We start from the raw sequence: 14433 nt of genomic DNA, 5'->3' as shown, positions 1-14433 counted from the left end.
CCCGTTCCGGGGAGGAGCTAGTTCGTTATTTCGTCGCCGGCGCCGTACCGTTCCCCGCCGCCTGCCCGGCCGCTGCGGCGAGCGGATCGGTGGGAACCGTCGTCGGGGCCGCGACCGGCGCGGGCGCCGACTGGACCGGCGTTGCGGCCGAGGCGTCGATCTTGCCGGTGCGCTGGTTCATCGCGGCGAGCGTCGCCAACGCGATGCAGCACAGGATGAAGGCCGTCGCGAGCACTGCGGTCGCGCGGGTCAGGAAGTCCGCAGCGCCCCGCGCCGACATCAGGCCCGAGGGGCTGCCGCCGGTCAGGCCGCCACCTTCCGACCGCTGGATCAGGATGACGGTCACAAGAGCCGCCGCGATCAGCGCCTGGAGAACGAGAAGGAAGGTGAACATGCGAGTCTTTCTGTTCCTAAAGTGGCGCGCGCCTTAGCGGCAGACACCGAAACTTTCAATCTAAGCTCTTACAGGCTCAGCCCAAACCGGATCGGGAGACCAATCCTAGGCCCCGACCGGCTCGGCTGCCTTGGCGACACCGACGAGCGCCGGACGCAGCAGGCGATCGCGAATCATGTAGCCGGCCTGCATTTCCTGGACGATCGTGCCGGGCTCCGCATCCGCGGTCGGAACTTCGATCATGGCCTGGTGACGATTGGGATCGAGCTTTTCGCCCAGCGCCGAAATCTTGCTGATGCCGTTCCGCTCGAACACCGCGTTCAGCTCGCGCCCGGTCGCTTCCAGGCCGACGACCAGCCCCTTGAATCGCTCGTCGTCGCGCAAATCGGCGGGAATCGCCTGCAGCGCGCGCTCCAGATTGTCGGCGACCGTCAGCATATCTCGCGCGAAGCCGGTCGCGGCATAGGCGCGGGCATCCTGCGCATCCTTTTCCAGCCTGCGCCGGACATTCTGCGTCTCCGCCTGCGCATACAGCGCGGCAGCCTTCGCCTCGGCCAGTTCTGCCTTCATGGCCTGGATATGATCATGCTCCCGCACTTCGGGAGCATCCGCAGCCGTGTCTTCGCGAACCGTGTCGTTCTCGTCCATCATCCCATCAATCTCGAAAGGGTTTGTGCCGTAAAGTCTACCATCGGGACCACGCGCGCATAATTCAACCGGGTCGGGCCGATCACGCCGACAACGCCCACCACCCGCCCATCGCTCCCTCGATAGGGCGAAGCGATCACCGACGAGCCGGACAGCGCGAACAGCTTGTTCTCGGACCCGATGAAGATTTTGGTCGCCGCGCCCTCGGCCGCGCTGTCGAGCAGCCGCGCGATTTCCTGCCGGTCCTCGAGCTCGCCGAGCAATTGCCGGACGCGTTCCAGATCCTCCGCCGCGCCGCCATCGAGCAGATGCGACTGGCCGCGCACGATCAGAACGGGGCGCCGGTCGCCGTCCTCGGACCAGACGGCCAGCCCATGCTCGATCAGAGTCCGGGCCGCCTGATCGAGCGCGGCACGCCCGCGCCGGATTTCGGCGGAGAGCCGCGCCCGCGCCTCACCCAAGGTCAATCCGCTCAGCTCGGCGCTGACGAAATTCGCAGCCTCGACCAGCGCCGACGGAGACGTCCCGCGCGGGAGCTCGATCACCCGGTTCTCGACGCTGCCGTCCTGCCCGACCAGCACTGCCATCGCCTGATCGCGCGACAAGGGCACGAAGCCGATCTGGCGCAGCCGCGGCTCGCGCTTCGGCACCATCACCACCCCGGCGCAGGCGGAAAGATCGGACAGCGCGGTGGTCGCGGCCGAAAGGGCGCTTTCGATCGGCCCGCCGCTCAGCTGCCGCTCGATCAGCCGCCGTTCCTCGGGGCTGGGCTCCGCCGCCTGCATGATCGCATCGACGAACAGCCTGAGGCCCTGCTCGGTCGGCATCCGCCCCGCCGAAATGTGCGGCGCCGAGAGGAGCCCGGCTTCCTCCAAATCCTGCATCACGTTGCGAATCGAGGCGGGCGACAGGTTGAACCCGCCGACTTTGGAAATGGTCCGCGACCCGACCGGAATGCCGGTGCCGAGATACGACTCAACCACCACGCGAAACACTTCGCGCGCCCGGTCGGACAATTCGGTGATCGGCTGGGTGGCCATTGGCGCTTATCTATGGACTCAGTTCTTCTTCGTCACCTAGGGCGCACCGCACATTATAGAGGAAACAGAATGCGACCCTCAGGCCGCGCGCCCGATCAGATGCGCGCCATTACCATCGAACCGAATTATACCCGCCACGCCGAAGGCTCCGTGCTGATCGGCTTCGGCGACACCAAGGTGCTGGTCACCGCCAGTGTTGAGGAGCGCGTGCCACCCTTCCTGCGCGGCAAGGGCGAAGGCTGGGTGACGGCCGAATACGGCATGCTCCCGCGCGCCACGCACACCCGCGGCAGCCGCGAGGCGGCGAAGGGCAAGCAGTCCGGCCGCACGCAGGAAATCCAGCGGCTGATCGGCCGCTCGCTGCGCGCCGTCGTCGATATGAAGGCCTTGGGCGAGCGCCAGATCACGCTCGATTGCGATGTGCTACAGGCGGACGGCGGCACGCGCACTGCCTCCATCTCCGGCGCCTGGGTGGCGCTGCGCCTCGCAATCGACACACTGAACCTCCCCGTCGACCCCATCCAGCGCAAGGTCGCCGCGGTCAGCTGCGGCATCTATGAGGGAACTCCGGTGCTCGACCTCGATTATCCGGAAGACTCCTCCGCCCATTGCGACGGGAATTTCGTGCTGACCGACGACAACAACATCATCGAGGCGCAGGTGACGGCCGAAGGCGCCTGCTACGACGAGGAAGGGCTGCTGCGGCTGCTCCGCCTCGCCCGCATCGGCTGCGCGGACATCTTCGCGGCGCAGGCCAAGGCGGTGGGCCGGTGAATTACCAGGAAAGCCGCAAGCTCCAGCCCGGCAAGCTGGTCGTCGCCAGCCACAATCCGGGCAAGGTGAAGGAGATTGCGGCGCTGCTGGGTCCGAACGGCATCGAGCCGGTCTCGGCGGGCAGCCTGGGGCTGCCGGAGCCTGAAGAGACCGGCACGACCTTTGCCGCCAATGCCGAACTGAAGGCGCTACTCGCGGCCGACCTGTCCGGCATGCCCGCGCTCGCCGACGATAGCGGCCTTTGCGTCGAAGCGCTGGGGCTGGAGCCCGGCATCTTCTCCGCGCGCTGGGCGGGGCCGGACAAGGATTTCGGCCTCGCGATGCGCCTGGTCGAGGAGCATCTGGAGCGCGTCGGGCCGGAAGCAGGGCGCGACGCCTTCTTCATGTGCGCGCTCGCGGTCGCCTGGCCGGACGGGCATCTGGAAGTGTTCGAAGGCCGGGTCGACGGCGTGCTGGTCTGGCCGCCGCGCGGCGACCGCGGCTTCGGCTATGATCCGATGTTCGTGCCCAACGGCTATGATCAGTCGTTCGGCGAGATGGACCCGGAGGAAAAGCACCGCATCAGCCATAGAGCTGCGGCGTTCGCGAAGCTGAAGGCGGCGCTGTTGTAGGTAAGAAGCTGGGCGCGGAGCCAGTGGCTTCGGTTCGGCCTGAGCTTGTCGAAGGCCTCCCTTCTTCTATCTCACTTCAGCAAAGAAAGGGAGGGCTTCGACAAGCTCAGCCCAAACCGGCTTTGGATAACATCATTCAGTGACCGCCCCCCTCGCCCTCTACATCCACTGGCCGTTCTGCGTCTCGAAGTGCCCGTATTGCGACTTCAACTCGCACGTGCGGGAGCAGGTCGACCAGGATCGGTGGCGCACAGCGCTCCTCGCCGACCTCGCGCATGAAGCGAGCCTCACGCCCGACCGCCCGCTCTCCTCGATCTTCTTCGGCGGCGGCACGCCGTCGCTGATGCCGCCGCAGACCGTCGCCGCGCTGATCGAGGCGGCGGAGCGGCATTGGGGCTTTGCGCCGGGGATCGAGATCACGCTGGAGGCGAACCCCTCATCGGTCGAAGCGGCGCGCTTCGGCGACCTCGCCCGCGCCGGCGTCAACCGCGTCTCGCTCGGCCTTCAGGCGCTCGACGATTCGGCGCTCGCATTCCTGGGTCGCGCGCATTCGCTGAGCGAAGGCCTTGCTGCGCTCGACACCGCGCAAGCGGCGTTCGACCGCGTCAGCTTCGACCTGATCTACGCGCGTCCCGGCCAGTCGCTGGACGATTGGCAGGCCGAGCTTCGCCGCGCCCTCACGTTCGGCACCGAACACCTGTCGCTCTATCAGCTGACGATCGAGCCGGGCACGCGCTTTGCAGCGCTCGCCGCCAAGGGCACGCTGCCTCAGACCGATCCGGATCACGCCGCCGAGCTGTTCGAGCTCACCCGCGCGATCACCGCGGAGGCCGGCCTTCCCGCTTACGAAGTCTCGAACCACGCCCGCCCCGGCGAAGAGAGCCGGCACAACCTCACTTATTGGCGCTACGGCGACTATGTGGGCGTCGGCCCGGGCGCCCATGGCCGCCGCCTCGCGACTGCCAGCTTCCGCCGCAAGAAGCCCGAAAATTTCCTGACCGCCATCGCCCGCAACGGCCACGGCATCGAAAGCGAGGACGCGCTGTCGCCCGAAACGCGCGCCGCGGAGGCGCTGCTGATGGGCCTGCGGCTGGACGAAGGCGTCGACCTGGCGCGACTGGCGACGGAGACCGAGGTTCAGGCGCTGGTCGACGACGCGGCCGTCAGCCGGCTGGCGGAGCACGGGCTGGTCCGGCAGGACGGCAGCCATCTTAAGGTCACCCCTGCCGGCATGCTCGTGCTCGACCGGATTCTGGCCGAAGTGATTCTCTAGCCCGGTTCGGGCTGAGCTTGGGCAAAGAAGAAGGGAGGCCTTCGACAGGCTCAGGCCAAACCGGGAGGAGAGTTCAGCGAATTATTCCCCGAATTTCGCCGGTGGCGGGCTCACGACAGTCAGTCCGCCCGGCCCGACCTGCTGCACCTCGAGCGCGCGCTCGACGATGCCGTCGCGGCGGAAACGGAATGGGCCGTCGATCCCGGTGAAGCCGCCTTCATCCATCAGCCGCGCCATCGGAAAGTCGCTGCCAACGCGCCAATCCTGCGCGATCCGCGAGACCAGCAGAACCGCGTCGTAACCCATCGACGAAATCCGATACGGCGCGCTGCCGTAGCGCAGCCGGTATTTCGCCGCGAGCTGGCGATACAGATTGTCCGACACGCTGGCGAACCAGGCGCCGTGCAGCGACGTCATGCCCGCTATGCCGTTCTCCGTGTTCCAGAGCTCGGTGCCCAGCACCTTCGCGTTCGGCGCGTCCTTGCGCAGCAGCGTCACTGCCCCGGCCGCGTTGCGCGCATTGTCGGCAATCAGCACGGCATCGTAAGGCGAGGCGCTGTCGATCTTGGCGATCGCCGCAGCAACCCCGCCCTTGCTGCGATCATAGCTCTGCAACGAGACGACCTGCCCGCCTGCGCTTTCGACCGAGCGCAGGAAGACATTGGCCGCGCGCTGGCCATAGGTGCCGGCGGGAGCGAGCCCGGCGAACTTCGCCATGCCCTTGGATCGGGCGAACCGCACCACGCGGTCGATCGACTCCGCCGGCGTGTAGCCCATGATGAAGGCGCCGTTCCCGGCGACGCTGGTGTCGTTCGAGAAGCTGATCACCGGCACGTGCGCGCGCTGCGCGATCGGCGCGACAAGCCTCACGTCATCGGCCAGAAGCGGCCCCAGGATCACCTTGTTGCCTTCGCCCACCGCACGATTGGCGGCCGCAGCCGCCCCGGTCGCAGTATCATAGAAGGTGATGCGGATGCGCTTGCCGCCCGTGTCGAGCACCGCCAGATTCGCGGCATTCGCAATCGACTGGCCGACGCCGCCATTGGGGCCGGACAACGGCACCAGCAGCGCGATGCGGTGGCGGTTCTGGTCTTCGGGCAGTTCCGGCCCGACCGGGCGCGGCGTTTCCACGGCGGGCGGCGGCGGCGGCGGCGGAGCGGTGCCGCGGCGCGGTCCCGACACGCAGGCGGCGAGCGCCATCAGCCCGGCAAATGCGCCGAACCTCGTCACCCGCCTGACCCATAGTTGCGGGGCGGTCGCTGCCTCTGCCATGACGTTCCTTACATGCAAGAAAAGCTGAAACCCGGCCTCTATATTGTCGCCACGCCGATCGGCAACCTGTCCGATCTCAGCCCGCGCGCTGCCGACATGCTCGCGCGCGCCGATGTGCTGGCAGTCGAAGACAGCCGCGTGACCTCGAAATTGCTCCAGCACATCGGCGCCCGGCGGCCGATGATCCCCTATCACGACCATAATGCTGACCGTGTGCGGCCGGAGCTGATCGCGCGCATGGCGGGCGAATCGGTCGCCTTGGTCTCGGACGCCGGCACGCCGCTGATTTCCGATCCCGGCTATAAGCTCGTCCGCGATGCCCGCGCCGCCGGCGTGCCGGTGACGACGATTCCCGGTCCCTGCGCCGCGATCGCCGCCCTGACGCTGGCGGGCCTGCCCACCGACCGATTCCTGTTCGCCGGCTTCCTGCCCAGCAAGGCGAAGGCCCGCGCCGACGCGATCGCCGAATTGGCTGGCATTCGGGCGACACTCGTTTTCTACGAATCGGGCCCGCGGCTCGGCGCCGCGCTTGCGGCGCTGGCGGAGGGCCTGGGTCCTCGCGACGCGGCCGTCGCGCGCGAGATCAGCAAGGCCTATGAGGAAGCCGTCACTGCTCCTCTCCCCGATCTCGCCGCCCGCTATGCCGACGCGCCACCCAAGGGCGAGATCGTCATCGTGGTTGCGCCTCCGGGCGAGCCAGAGGCGGCCGGCGAAGACGAGGTGGACGCGGCGCTGCGCGAGGCGCTCGAACGATTACCGCCCGCGAAGGCCGCGGGCGAGGTCGCCAAGGCGCTGGGGGCGGATCGCAAGGCCCTCTACGCACGGGCGATGGCGCTGAAGGACCAGAAATGATCCGGCACCTCCATCCGGTTTGGGCTGAGCTTGTCGAAGCCCTCCCTTTCTTCCCTCCCAGTCAACCAAAGAAGGAAGGCCTTCGACAAGCTCAGGCCAAACCGCGTCAGGGATGACAAGGAATCGAAAATCTGCCGAACGCCGCGGCCGCATCGGTGAAACCTTCGCTGCGCTCTGGCTCAATCTCCAGGGCTGGAGCATCGTCGCGCGGCGCGTGCGCACGCCGGTCGGTGAGGTCGACCTGATCGCCCGGCGGGGCCGCACCACCTTGTTCGTCGAGGTGAAGACCCGCGCCACCCGGCCCGAGCTCGACGTCGCCATCGACGAGCACCGGCTTTCCCGCGTTGCATCTGCCGCCTCGATGCTCGCGCCGCGCTATGGCCGCCCGGGCGACGACCTCCGCGTCGACGTGATCCTGCTTGCGCCGTGGAGCCTGCCCCGCCACATCCGCAACGCCTGGGTGGGATAGCGCCGGTCTTGACGCCCTCCCGCCGTTCGTGTCGAGCGAAGTCGAGACACGCCTGAGCGATCGTTTCTCGACTTCGCTCGAAACGAACGGATGACAGATGAGCCTTCGCGTTGCTGTGCAGATGGACCCGCTGGAGGGCATCAATATCGCCGGCGATTCGAGCTTTGCGCTGATGCTGGAGGCACAAAGGCGCGGATATCCCGTCTATCACTATACCGCCGATCGGCTGAATTACCGCGATGGCCGCGTCTGGACGGTCGCGCAGCCCGTGCGGGTCCAGCCTGTGCTCGGCAATCACTTCGCCGTCGAAGCGCCGGTCAAGATCGATCTCGGCCGCGACATCGACGTGGTGCTGATGCGGCAGGACCCGCCGTTCGACCTCGGCTACATCACCGCGACGCATCTGCTCGAGCGGATCGCGCACGAGACTTTAGTCGTGAACGACCCCGCCTCGGTCCGGAATGCGCCCGAGAAAGTGTTCGTGCTCGATTATGCGCAGTTCATGCCGCCGACGCTCGTCACCCGCGAGCTGGACGAAGTACGCGCCTTCCTTGCCGAGCATGGCGAGATCGTCGTCAAGCCGCTGCACGGCAATGGCGGCAAGGCGATCTTCAAGGTCGGGCGGGACGGCGCCAATCTCTCGTCGCTGATCGAGGTGTTCAACACCGCCTATCGCGAACCGCACATGGTTCAGGCGTTCCTTCCCGGCGTAGCGGAAGGGGACAAGCGCATCGTACTGGTCGACGGCGAAGTGACCGGCGCCGTCAACCGCATTCCCAGCGAGGGTGAAATTCGCTCCAACCTCGCCGTCGGCGGCAAGGCGGCGAAGACCGACCTCACGCCACGCGAGCAGGAAATCTGCGCCGCGCTCGGCCCCGAACTGAAGCGCCGCGGCCTGATCTTCGTCGGCATCGACGTGATCGGCGGCGAATGGCTGACCGAGATCAACGTTACCTCGCCCACCGGCATCGTCGCGATCGACAGGTTCAACGGTACCGACACGCCGGCGCTGATCTGGGATGTGATCGAGCGAAAGATCGCGGAGAGGTCCTAGCCTCCTTCCGTTTGTTTCGAGCGAAGTCGAGAAACGGCGGCTCCGAGCCAAGCGCTTCTCGACTTCGCTCGAAGCGAACGGGTTAAGGTAACGCATTAGCTCGCGAAATGACCGACTTCATCCTGAACCTGATCGCGGCGGGCGGTTATCTCGGCATCTTCGCACTGATGGTGATCGAGAATGTGTTCCCGCCGATCCCTTCCGAAGTGATCATGGGACTGGGCGGCATCGCGGTCGCGCGGGGCGACATGAGCCTGCCGCTTCTAATCGCCTGGGCGACGGCAGGAAGCACGCTCGGGAATCTCTTCTGGTACTGGATCGGCCGCAGGATCGGCTACGAGCGGTTCCGCCCATTCATCGAGCGGCACGGGCGTTGGCTGACCGTAGACTGGCCGGAAGCCGAGCGGCTGCAGCGCTTTTTCGTGCGGCATGGCCAATGGGTGGTCTTCGTCTTTCGCTTCATGCCGACCGGTCGCACGCTCATCTCGCTGCCGGCAGGTCTCACCTATATGCCGCTCCGCAGGTTCGTGCTCTGGACCTTTCTGGGCAGTACGATCTGGAACTCGGTGCTGGCCTGGGCCGGCCTCTATTTCGGATCGAACTTCGAACGGCTGCAGCACTATGTCGGCCCCGCCGCGATCGCGATCACGGCGACCCTTCTCCTGAGCTACCTCTGGCGCGTGGTCACCTGGCGGCCTCGCGGTTAAGCGCGCGGATGAGCGTTGCGATAGACGTCCATTAGGTGCGCAGCATCGACCGCGGTGTAGATCTGCGTGGAACTCAGGCTCGCATGGCCGAGCAATTCCTGCAACGACCGCAGATCGGCGCCACGGCCGAGCAGGTGGGTCGCAAAGCTGTGCCTCAGCGCATGCGGTGTCGTCCGTTCCGACAGGCCCAACCGACCCCGCGCTCGCCGCACCGACCGCCTGATCTGCGACGGTTCCAGCGGGCCGCCGCGTGCGCCGCGGAACAGCGCCTGGTCCTTCGCGGGCGGATACGGGCAGGCGGCGATATAGGTCTCGATCGCCTGGCGCACCTGCGGCAGCAGCGGCACCACGCGCGTCTTGTTGCGCTTGCCGCTGACGCTGATCGTCGCCCCCAGCGGCAGCGCCGCGCCGGTCAATCCCATCGCCTCGCCGATCCGCAGGCCCGCGCCATAGAGCAGCAGCAGGACCGCCAGGTCGCGCGCGCCGGCCCAGCCCTCGCGCTCCTCGGCCACGTCCTCGGCCAGCGCGATCGCCTCGGCGGGCGAGACCGGCCGCGGCACCCCTTTCTTGACCTTGGGTCCGCGCAGGCGTGGCGTCTCGACACCTGCAAAGGCGAGAAACGTCCGCACCGCCGACAGCTCGCGCGCGGCCGAAGCATTGCCGATGCCGTCGTTCCGCCGGTCGGCAAGGAACGCGCGCAGGTCGGCAACGCCGATCGTTTTCAGCAGCGCAGCATCGACTTCGCGTCCGTGATGCTCGGAAAGAAAGGCCAGCAACCGCTCCGCCGTCGCCGCATAGGCCCTGACCGTATGCACCGACCGACGACGGTCGCGACGCAGATGGTCGGCGAAGGCGCGCGCCAGCTCCTCCCCGGAACGGGGAGGGGGACCGCCGGGCGCCAGCCCGGTGGTGGAGGGGGCGACCGCGCCAAGGCTCGCTTCGCTCGCGACCCCTCCACCAGCCTGCGGCTGGTCCCCCTCCCCGTTCCGGGGAGGAGTTTGCGTCATGAAATCTTCTGCCCCGTCTTCGCCCAGTCGGCGAGGAAGCCTTCGATGCCCTTGTCGGTCAGCGGATGTTTGACGAGCTGGCGGATCACCGCCGGCGGCATCGTCGCAACATCGGCGCCCAGCTTGGCCGATTCGAGCACATGGATCGGGTGCCGCACGCTCGCGACCAGGATTTCGGTGCCATAATCGTAATTGTCGTAAATCAGGCGAATGTCGCTGATCAGCTGCATGCCATCGAAGCCGACATCATCGTGCCGGCCGACAAACGGCGAGACGAACGTCGCCCCCGCCTTCGCCGCCAGCAAGGCCTGATTGGCCGAGAAGCAGAGGGTGACGTTCACCATCGTGCCGTCGCTGGTCAGCTTGCGACAGGTCTTCAGACCCTCGAGCGTCAGCGGCACCTTCACCGCGACGTTGTCGGCGATCTTCCGGAGGATTTCGGCCTCCTTCATCATGGTCTCGTGATCGAGCGCGACGACTTCGGCTGAAACCGGCCCCGGCACGATCGCGCAGATTTCCTTCACCACGTCCAGGAAGTCGCGCCCGGCCTTGTGGATCAGCGACGGATTGGTGGTGACGCCGTCGAGCAGCCCGGTTTCGGCGAGCTCGCGAATGTCATTGACGTCTGCCGTATCGACGAAAAATTTCATGAAGCTATCCTTAGCTGATCGTCACCCCGGACTTGATCCGGGGTCCACCTGCCTTATGAGCGCTCCCTATAGAAGGTGGATGCCGGATCAAGCCCGGCATGACGGGCTTGGGGAATGAACGTGAACGATCCGCGCGTCGCGCAACTCTTGTCGGCCGCGGCGGCCGAGCAGCGAGCCGGGCGTCCGGAAGGGGCGGTCGCCTATCTGCAGCAGGTAGTGACGATCGCGCCCGATCATCCGCAGGCGCACAATTCGCTCGGCACCCATGCGCTGGGGATCGGCGACTTCGCGACGGCGCGGGACCATTTCGCGCGGGCAGCGGCGGCCGATCCGAAAGAGCCGGTGCTGTGGCTGAACCTGGCCCGGGCCCATCGCGAACTGGGCGACACCGACGGCGAACTCGCCGCCCTCGACCGCATCCTCGCGATCGATGCTCGCTTCTTCATGGCGCTGCTAAGGAAGGCGCATCTCTTTCAGCGCACCGGCCAGGACGCGCTCGCGGCCATGCACTGGAGCCAGGCCAGCGCCGTCGCGCCGCCCGACGACCAGTTGTCCCCCGAACTAAGGCAGATGCTGACCGAGGGTCGCGCCTTCGCTTTCCAGCAGCACCAGCGGCTCGGCGCGAGCGTCGATGCCGAAATGGCGGAATTGCTCGATCCGCTTCCCGCCCGCGACACCCGCCGCGTCCGCGCCGCGATCGACGCGACCCTCGGACGCCGGAAGGTCTATGCGAACGTCTGCGAGGGCATGAACTTCCCGTTCCTGCCTGCCGACGAATTCTTCGACCGCGAACATTTTCCTTGGATGGGTACGCTGGAAGCCGTCGCTCCCGCGATCCGCGCCGAGCTGCAGGACCTGCTCGACAAGGGCGACGAAGGCTTTGCGCCGTACGTCCAATATCCGGCCGGCTATCCGGAGAGCAAATGGAGCGAGCTGGATCACAGCAAGCGCTGGAGCGCCTATTTCCTGTGGCGGCACGGCACGCGGATCGACGCCCATTGCGCACGCTGTCCGGCGACCGCGGCGGCCGTGGAGAGCCTTCCACTTGCCGACCATTCGGGGCGGGCGCCGACGGTGTTCTTCTCGCTGCTTCACCCGAAAACCCGGATCCCGCCGCACACCGGCGTCACCAACGCGCGCACGATCATCCATCTGGGGCTGATCGTGCCGGAGAAATGCGGCTTCCGCGTCGGCGGCGAAACGCGCGAATGGCATGAGGGCGAGGCGTTCGCGTTCGACGACACGATCGAGCACGAGGCCTGGAACGACAGCGATCAGCTTCGCGTGGTCCTGATCCTGGACGTCTGGAACCCGCATATCACCGCGCAGGAACGCGACCTGGTGAACCGCTTCTATGCCGCCGCCGACGCAAGCGGCCTGATGCCCAAGCCGGACGATTGATCACGACGGCGCCGCCGCACTTTTGACAGGAGACTGTGGGCGCTTAGATGCGGCCCCGTGTCCCGCGCCCGCGTCCTCCTGCTCAACCCCGCGCTTGGTCCGCTCGACTACCGCGTGCCGTACGGCATGACGGCGGAGCCGGGATCGATCGTCGTCGCGCCATTAGGCCCGCGCCAGCTGACGGGCGTGGTGTGGGAGCCGGAGCGGATGCCTTCGGACGCAGAGGTTGGCGATAACCGCCTCCGCAACCTGATCTCCGTCCATGACGCGCCGCCCCTCGCCGCGCCGCTGCGCCGGCTGATCGAATGGACGTCCGACTATTATCTCGCCCCGCCCGGCGCGGTGCTGCGGATGGCGCTACCCTCCTCCTCCGCGCTGGAGAGCGGACGCACGGTCCTCGAATATCGCGCGACCGGCCTCATTCCCGACCGGCTGACGCCACAGCGCGCGCAAGCGCTGGAACGGATCGGCGATCGGCAGGGCCTGGTGCGCGAGCTGGCCCTGATCGCCGATGTGTCGGACGCGGTGATCCGCGGCCTGTGCAAGGCTGGCGCGATCGAGCCGGTCGAGGTCGCGCTCGATACGCCTTTCCCGGAGCCCGATCCCGATCACGCCGCACCTGAACTGACCGCCGAGCAGCGCGAAGCCGCCGACCGCTTCACGGAAGCCGTCGAGGCCCACAGCTTCCAACCGTTCGTGCTCGATGGCGTCACCGGCTCCGGCAAGACCGAAGTCTATTTCGAAGGCGTCGCCGCCGCGATCCGCGCTGGCCGCCAGAGCCTTGTCCTGCTGCCCGAAATCGCGTTGACCGAACCCTTTCTCCGCCGCTTCGCTACCCGCTTCGGCGTGCTGCCGGTGGCCTGGCACTCGGGCCTGCGCCAGTCGCAGCGCCGCCGCGCGTGGCGCGCGATCGCGAGCGGCGAAGCCAAGGTGGTGGTCGGCGCCCGCTCGGCGCTGTTCCTGCCCTATCGTGACCTCGGCCTGATCGTGATCGACGAAGCGCACGAGGCGAGCTTCAAGCAGGAAGACGGCGTCCAGTATCACGCCCGCGACACCGCGGTGATGCGCGGCCACTTCGAGGACATCCCGATCATCCTCGCCTCGGCGACACCCGCGATCGAGACGCGCCATCAGGTCGAGCTCGGCCGTTACGAGGAAGTGAAGCTCCCGGCCCGCTTCGGCGGTGCGCAGCTGCCGGAGATCGCCGCGATCGACCTGCTCCAGGACCCGCCGCCGCGCGGCCACTGGCTTGCGCCGACGCTCGTCAAGGCCATCGAGGAGACGCTGGAGCGCGGCGAGCAGAGCCTGCTGTTCCTCAACCGTCGCGGCTATGCGCCGCTGACGCTCTGCCGGCATTGCGGCCACCGCTTTCAATGCCCGAATTGCACGGCATGGCTGGTCGAGCACCGGCTGATCCACCGGCTGCAATGCCATCATTGCGGCCTGATCGCGAAGCCGCCCGAAGTCTGCCCCGAATGCAAGGCCGAGGACTCGCTGGTCGCCTGCGGCCCCGGCGTCGAGCGGATCGCGGACGAAGTGGCAGCGCTCTTCCCGGACGCGCCGCGCGCAATCGTCACGTCCGACACGATCTGGTCCCCGGCGAAGGCTGCCGAGTTCGTCGCGCGCATGGAGGCGAACGAGATTTCGATCGTGATCGGCACCCAGCTGGTGACCAAAGGCTATCATTTCCCCAACCTGACGCTGGTCGGCGTGGTCGACGCGGACCTTGGCCTTGCCGGCGGGGACCTGCGCGCGGCGGAGCGGACGTTCCAGCAGATCGCCCAGGTCGCCGGCCGCGCAGGCCGTGGATCGAAGCCCGGCCGCGTGTTCGTCCAGACCCACGACGTGAACGCGCCCGTGATCCAGGCGCTGGTCAGCGGCGATGGCGAGAGCTTCTACACTGCCGAGACCGAGACACGGCACGAGGCGGGCGCACCGCCGTTCGGGCGCATGGCCGCGATCGTCGTCAGCTCCGAAAACGCGCAGGCCGCGATCGAGACCGCGCGACTGATCGGCAAGACGGCACCGCATATCGATCAGATGCACGTCTTCGGCCCCGCCCCTGCGCCGCTGGCAATGCTCCGCGGCCGGCACCGTCACCGGCTTTTGGTTCACGCGAGACGCAGCCTCGACGTCCAGGACGTGATCCGCGACTGGCTCGGTGCGCTCACATGGCCGGGGAGCGTGCGGGTGAGCGTGGACGTGGATCCGTACAGCTTTCTCTAAATCCTCCCCGAGCTTGCTCGGGGAGGGGGACCAAGGCGCGCAGCGGCTTGGTGGA

General features: G+C 67.3%; 15 protein-coding genes. 9 read left to right on the top strand and 6 right to left on the bottom strand.

Features of this window, described 5'->3' with window-relative positions; all coding sequences use genetic code 11:
• Nucleotides 1–25 precede the first annotated feature (25 nt).
• The 3 genes from secG to hrcA form a co-directional block, all read right to left on the bottom strand.
• Nucleotides 26–394: a preprotein translocase subunit SecG gene (secG, locus tag SCH01S_RS01540; protein ID WP_046347016.1), complete on the bottom strand. Its 369-nt coding sequence runs from the start codon at nt 392–394 to the stop codon at nt 26–28.
• Between the two features lie 105 nt (nt 395–499).
• Nucleotides 500–1042: a nucleotide exchange factor GrpE gene (gene grpE / locus SCH01S_RS01535; RefSeq protein ID WP_084689339.1), complete on the bottom strand. Its 543-nt coding sequence runs from the start codon at nt 1040–1042 to the stop codon at nt 500–502.
• Complete coding sequence (gene hrcA, locus SCH01S_RS01530) at nt 1042–2082, bottom strand: heat-inducible transcriptional repressor HrcA (protein WP_046347014.1); 1041 nt, start codon at nt 2080–2082, stop codon at nt 1042–1044. Before hrcA ends, grpE begins: the two co-directional genes overlap by 1 nt.
• 69 nt (nt 2083–2151) lie before the next feature.
• Between hrcA and rph the strand changes: the two genes are divergently transcribed.
• From rph to hemW, 3 genes are all read left to right on the top strand, one after another.
• The gene (rph, locus tag SCH01S_RS01525; protein WP_046347013.1) at nt 2152–2856 is read left to right on the top strand and encodes a ribonuclease PH; all 705 of its coding nucleotides are present in this window, start codon (nt 2152–2154) and stop codon (nt 2854–2856) included.
• Nucleotides 2853–3467, top strand: coding sequence for an RdgB/HAM1 family non-canonical purine NTP pyrophosphatase (gene rdgB / locus SCH01S_RS01520; RefSeq protein WP_046347012.1), 615 nt, complete (start codon nt 2853–2855; stop codon nt 3465–3467). The genes rph and rdgB overlap by 4 nt, the downstream gene beginning before the upstream one ends.
• 139 nt (nt 3468–3606) lie before the next feature.
• On the top strand, nt 3607–4740 hold the full coding sequence (hemW, locus tag SCH01S_RS01515; protein WP_046347011.1) for a radical SAM family heme chaperone HemW: 1134 nt from the start codon (nt 3607–3609) through the stop codon (nt 4738–4740).
• Between the two features lie 81 nt (nt 4741–4821).
• Here hemW and SCH01S_RS01510 read toward each other — a convergent pair whose 3' ends face one another.
• Nucleotides 4822–6012, bottom strand: a complete 1191-nt coding sequence (locus SCH01S_RS01510) for a penicillin-binding protein activator (protein ID WP_052733716.1) — start codon at nt 6010–6012, stop codon at nt 4822–4824.
• Between the two features lie 12 nt (nt 6013–6024).
• On the opposite strand from SCH01S_RS01510, the gene rsmI reads away from it, so the two are divergent.
• From rsmI to SCH01S_RS01490, 4 genes are all read left to right on the top strand, one after another.
• Nucleotides 6025–6864 (top strand): 16S rRNA (cytidine(1402)-2'-O)-methyltransferase, encoded by an 840-nt coding sequence (rsmI, locus tag SCH01S_RS01505; protein ID WP_046347010.1) that lies wholly within the window; start codon nt 6025–6027, stop codon nt 6862–6864.
• 112 nt (nt 6865–6976) lie between these two features.
• Nucleotides 6977–7333 carry a YraN family protein gene (locus tag SCH01S_RS01500; protein ID WP_046347009.1) on the top strand — a complete coding sequence of 119 codons (357 nt, stop codon included), beginning with the start codon at nt 6977–6979 and terminating at the stop codon, nt 7331–7333.
• Between the two features lie 97 nt (nt 7334–7430).
• Nucleotides 7431–8387, top strand: a complete 957-nt coding sequence (gene gshB / locus SCH01S_RS01495; RefSeq protein WP_046347008.1) for a glutathione synthase — start codon at nt 7431–7433, stop codon at nt 8385–8387.
• Between the two features lie 107 nt (nt 8388–8494).
• Complete coding sequence (locus SCH01S_RS01490; protein WP_046347007.1) at nt 8495–9094, top strand: DedA family protein; 600 nt, start codon at nt 8495–8497, stop codon at nt 9092–9094.
• Here SCH01S_RS01490 and SCH01S_RS01485 read toward each other — a convergent pair.
• Nucleotides 9091–10101: a tyrosine recombinase XerC gene (locus SCH01S_RS01485; protein ID WP_084689338.1), complete on the bottom strand. Its 1011-nt coding sequence runs from the start codon at nt 10099–10101 to the stop codon at nt 9091–9093. The genes SCH01S_RS01490 and SCH01S_RS01485 overlap by 4 nt on opposite strands.
• On the bottom strand, nt 10098–10751 hold the full coding sequence (gene fsa / locus SCH01S_RS01480) for a fructose-6-phosphate aldolase (RefSeq protein ID WP_046347006.1): 654 nt from the start codon (nt 10749–10751) through the stop codon (nt 10098–10100). The genes SCH01S_RS01485 and fsa overlap by 4 nt, the downstream gene beginning before the upstream one ends.
• 114 nt (nt 10752–10865) lie before the next feature.
• Between fsa and SCH01S_RS01475 the strand changes: the two genes are divergently transcribed.
• Entirely contained in the window at nt 10866–12152 is a 1287-nt protein-coding gene (locus tag SCH01S_RS01475; protein WP_052733715.1) for an aspartyl/asparaginyl beta-hydroxylase domain-containing protein, read from the top strand.
• Between the two features lie 57 nt (nt 12153–12209).
• The gene (locus SCH01S_RS01470; RefSeq protein WP_046347005.1) at nt 12210–14378 is read left to right on the top strand and encodes a primosomal protein N'; all 2169 of its coding nucleotides are present in this window, start codon (nt 12210–12212) and stop codon (nt 14376–14378) included.
• Nucleotides 14379–14433 lie beyond the last annotated feature (55 nt).

The sequence above is a fragment of the Sphingomonas changbaiensis NBRC 104936 genome, from assembly GCF_000974765.1.
Classification (GTDB): domain Bacteria; phylum Pseudomonadota; class Alphaproteobacteria; order Sphingomonadales; family Sphingomonadaceae; genus Sphingomonas_B; species Sphingomonas_B changbaiensis.
The sequence above is the reverse complement of the archived record's forward strand: the minus strand, read 5'-3'. Positions and strand labels throughout refer to the sequence as shown.

Excerpts from the sequence above, each read along its gene's own strand:
- secG (WP_046347016.1), bottom strand. The coding sequence starts at position 394 with ATGTTCACCTTCCTTCTCGTTCTCCAGGCGCTGATCGCGGCGGCTCTT.
- grpE (WP_084689339.1), bottom strand. The coding sequence starts at position 1,042 with ATGGACGAGAACGACACGGTTCGCGAAGACACGGCTGCGGATGCTCCC.
- hrcA (WP_046347014.1), bottom strand. The coding sequence starts at position 2,082 with ATGGCCACCCAGCCGATCACCGAATTGTCCGACCGGGCGCGCGAAGTG.
- rph (WP_046347013.1), top strand. The coding sequence starts at position 2,152 with ATGCGACCCTCAGGCCGCGCGCCCGATCAGATGCGCGCCATTACCATC.
- SCH01S_RS01510 (WP_052733716.1), bottom strand. The coding sequence starts at position 6,012 with ATGGCAGAGGCAGCGACCGCCCCGCAACTATGGGTCAGGCGGGTGACG.
- rsmI (WP_046347010.1), top strand. The coding sequence starts at position 6,025 with ATGCAAGAAAAGCTGAAACCCGGCCTCTATATTGTCGCCACGCCGATC.
- SCH01S_RS01500 (WP_046347009.1), top strand. The coding sequence starts at position 6,977 with ATGACAAGGAATCGAAAATCTGCCGAACGCCGCGGCCGCATCGGTGAA.
- gshB (WP_046347008.1), top strand. The coding sequence starts at position 7,431 with ATGAGCCTTCGCGTTGCTGTGCAGATGGACCCGCTGGAGGGCATCAAT.
- SCH01S_RS01490 (WP_046347007.1), top strand. The coding sequence starts at position 8,495 with ATGACCGACTTCATCCTGAACCTGATCGCGGCGGGCGGTTATCTCGGC.
- SCH01S_RS01485 (WP_084689338.1), bottom strand. The coding sequence starts at position 10,101 with ATGACGCAAACTCCTCCCCGGAACGGGGAGGGGGACCAGCCGCAGGCT.
- fsa (WP_046347006.1), bottom strand. The coding sequence starts at position 10,751 with ATGAAATTTTTCGTCGATACGGCAGACGTCAATGACATTCGCGAGCTC.
- SCH01S_RS01475 (WP_052733715.1), top strand. The coding sequence starts at position 10,866 with ATGAACGTGAACGATCCGCGCGTCGCGCAACTCTTGTCGGCCGCGGCG.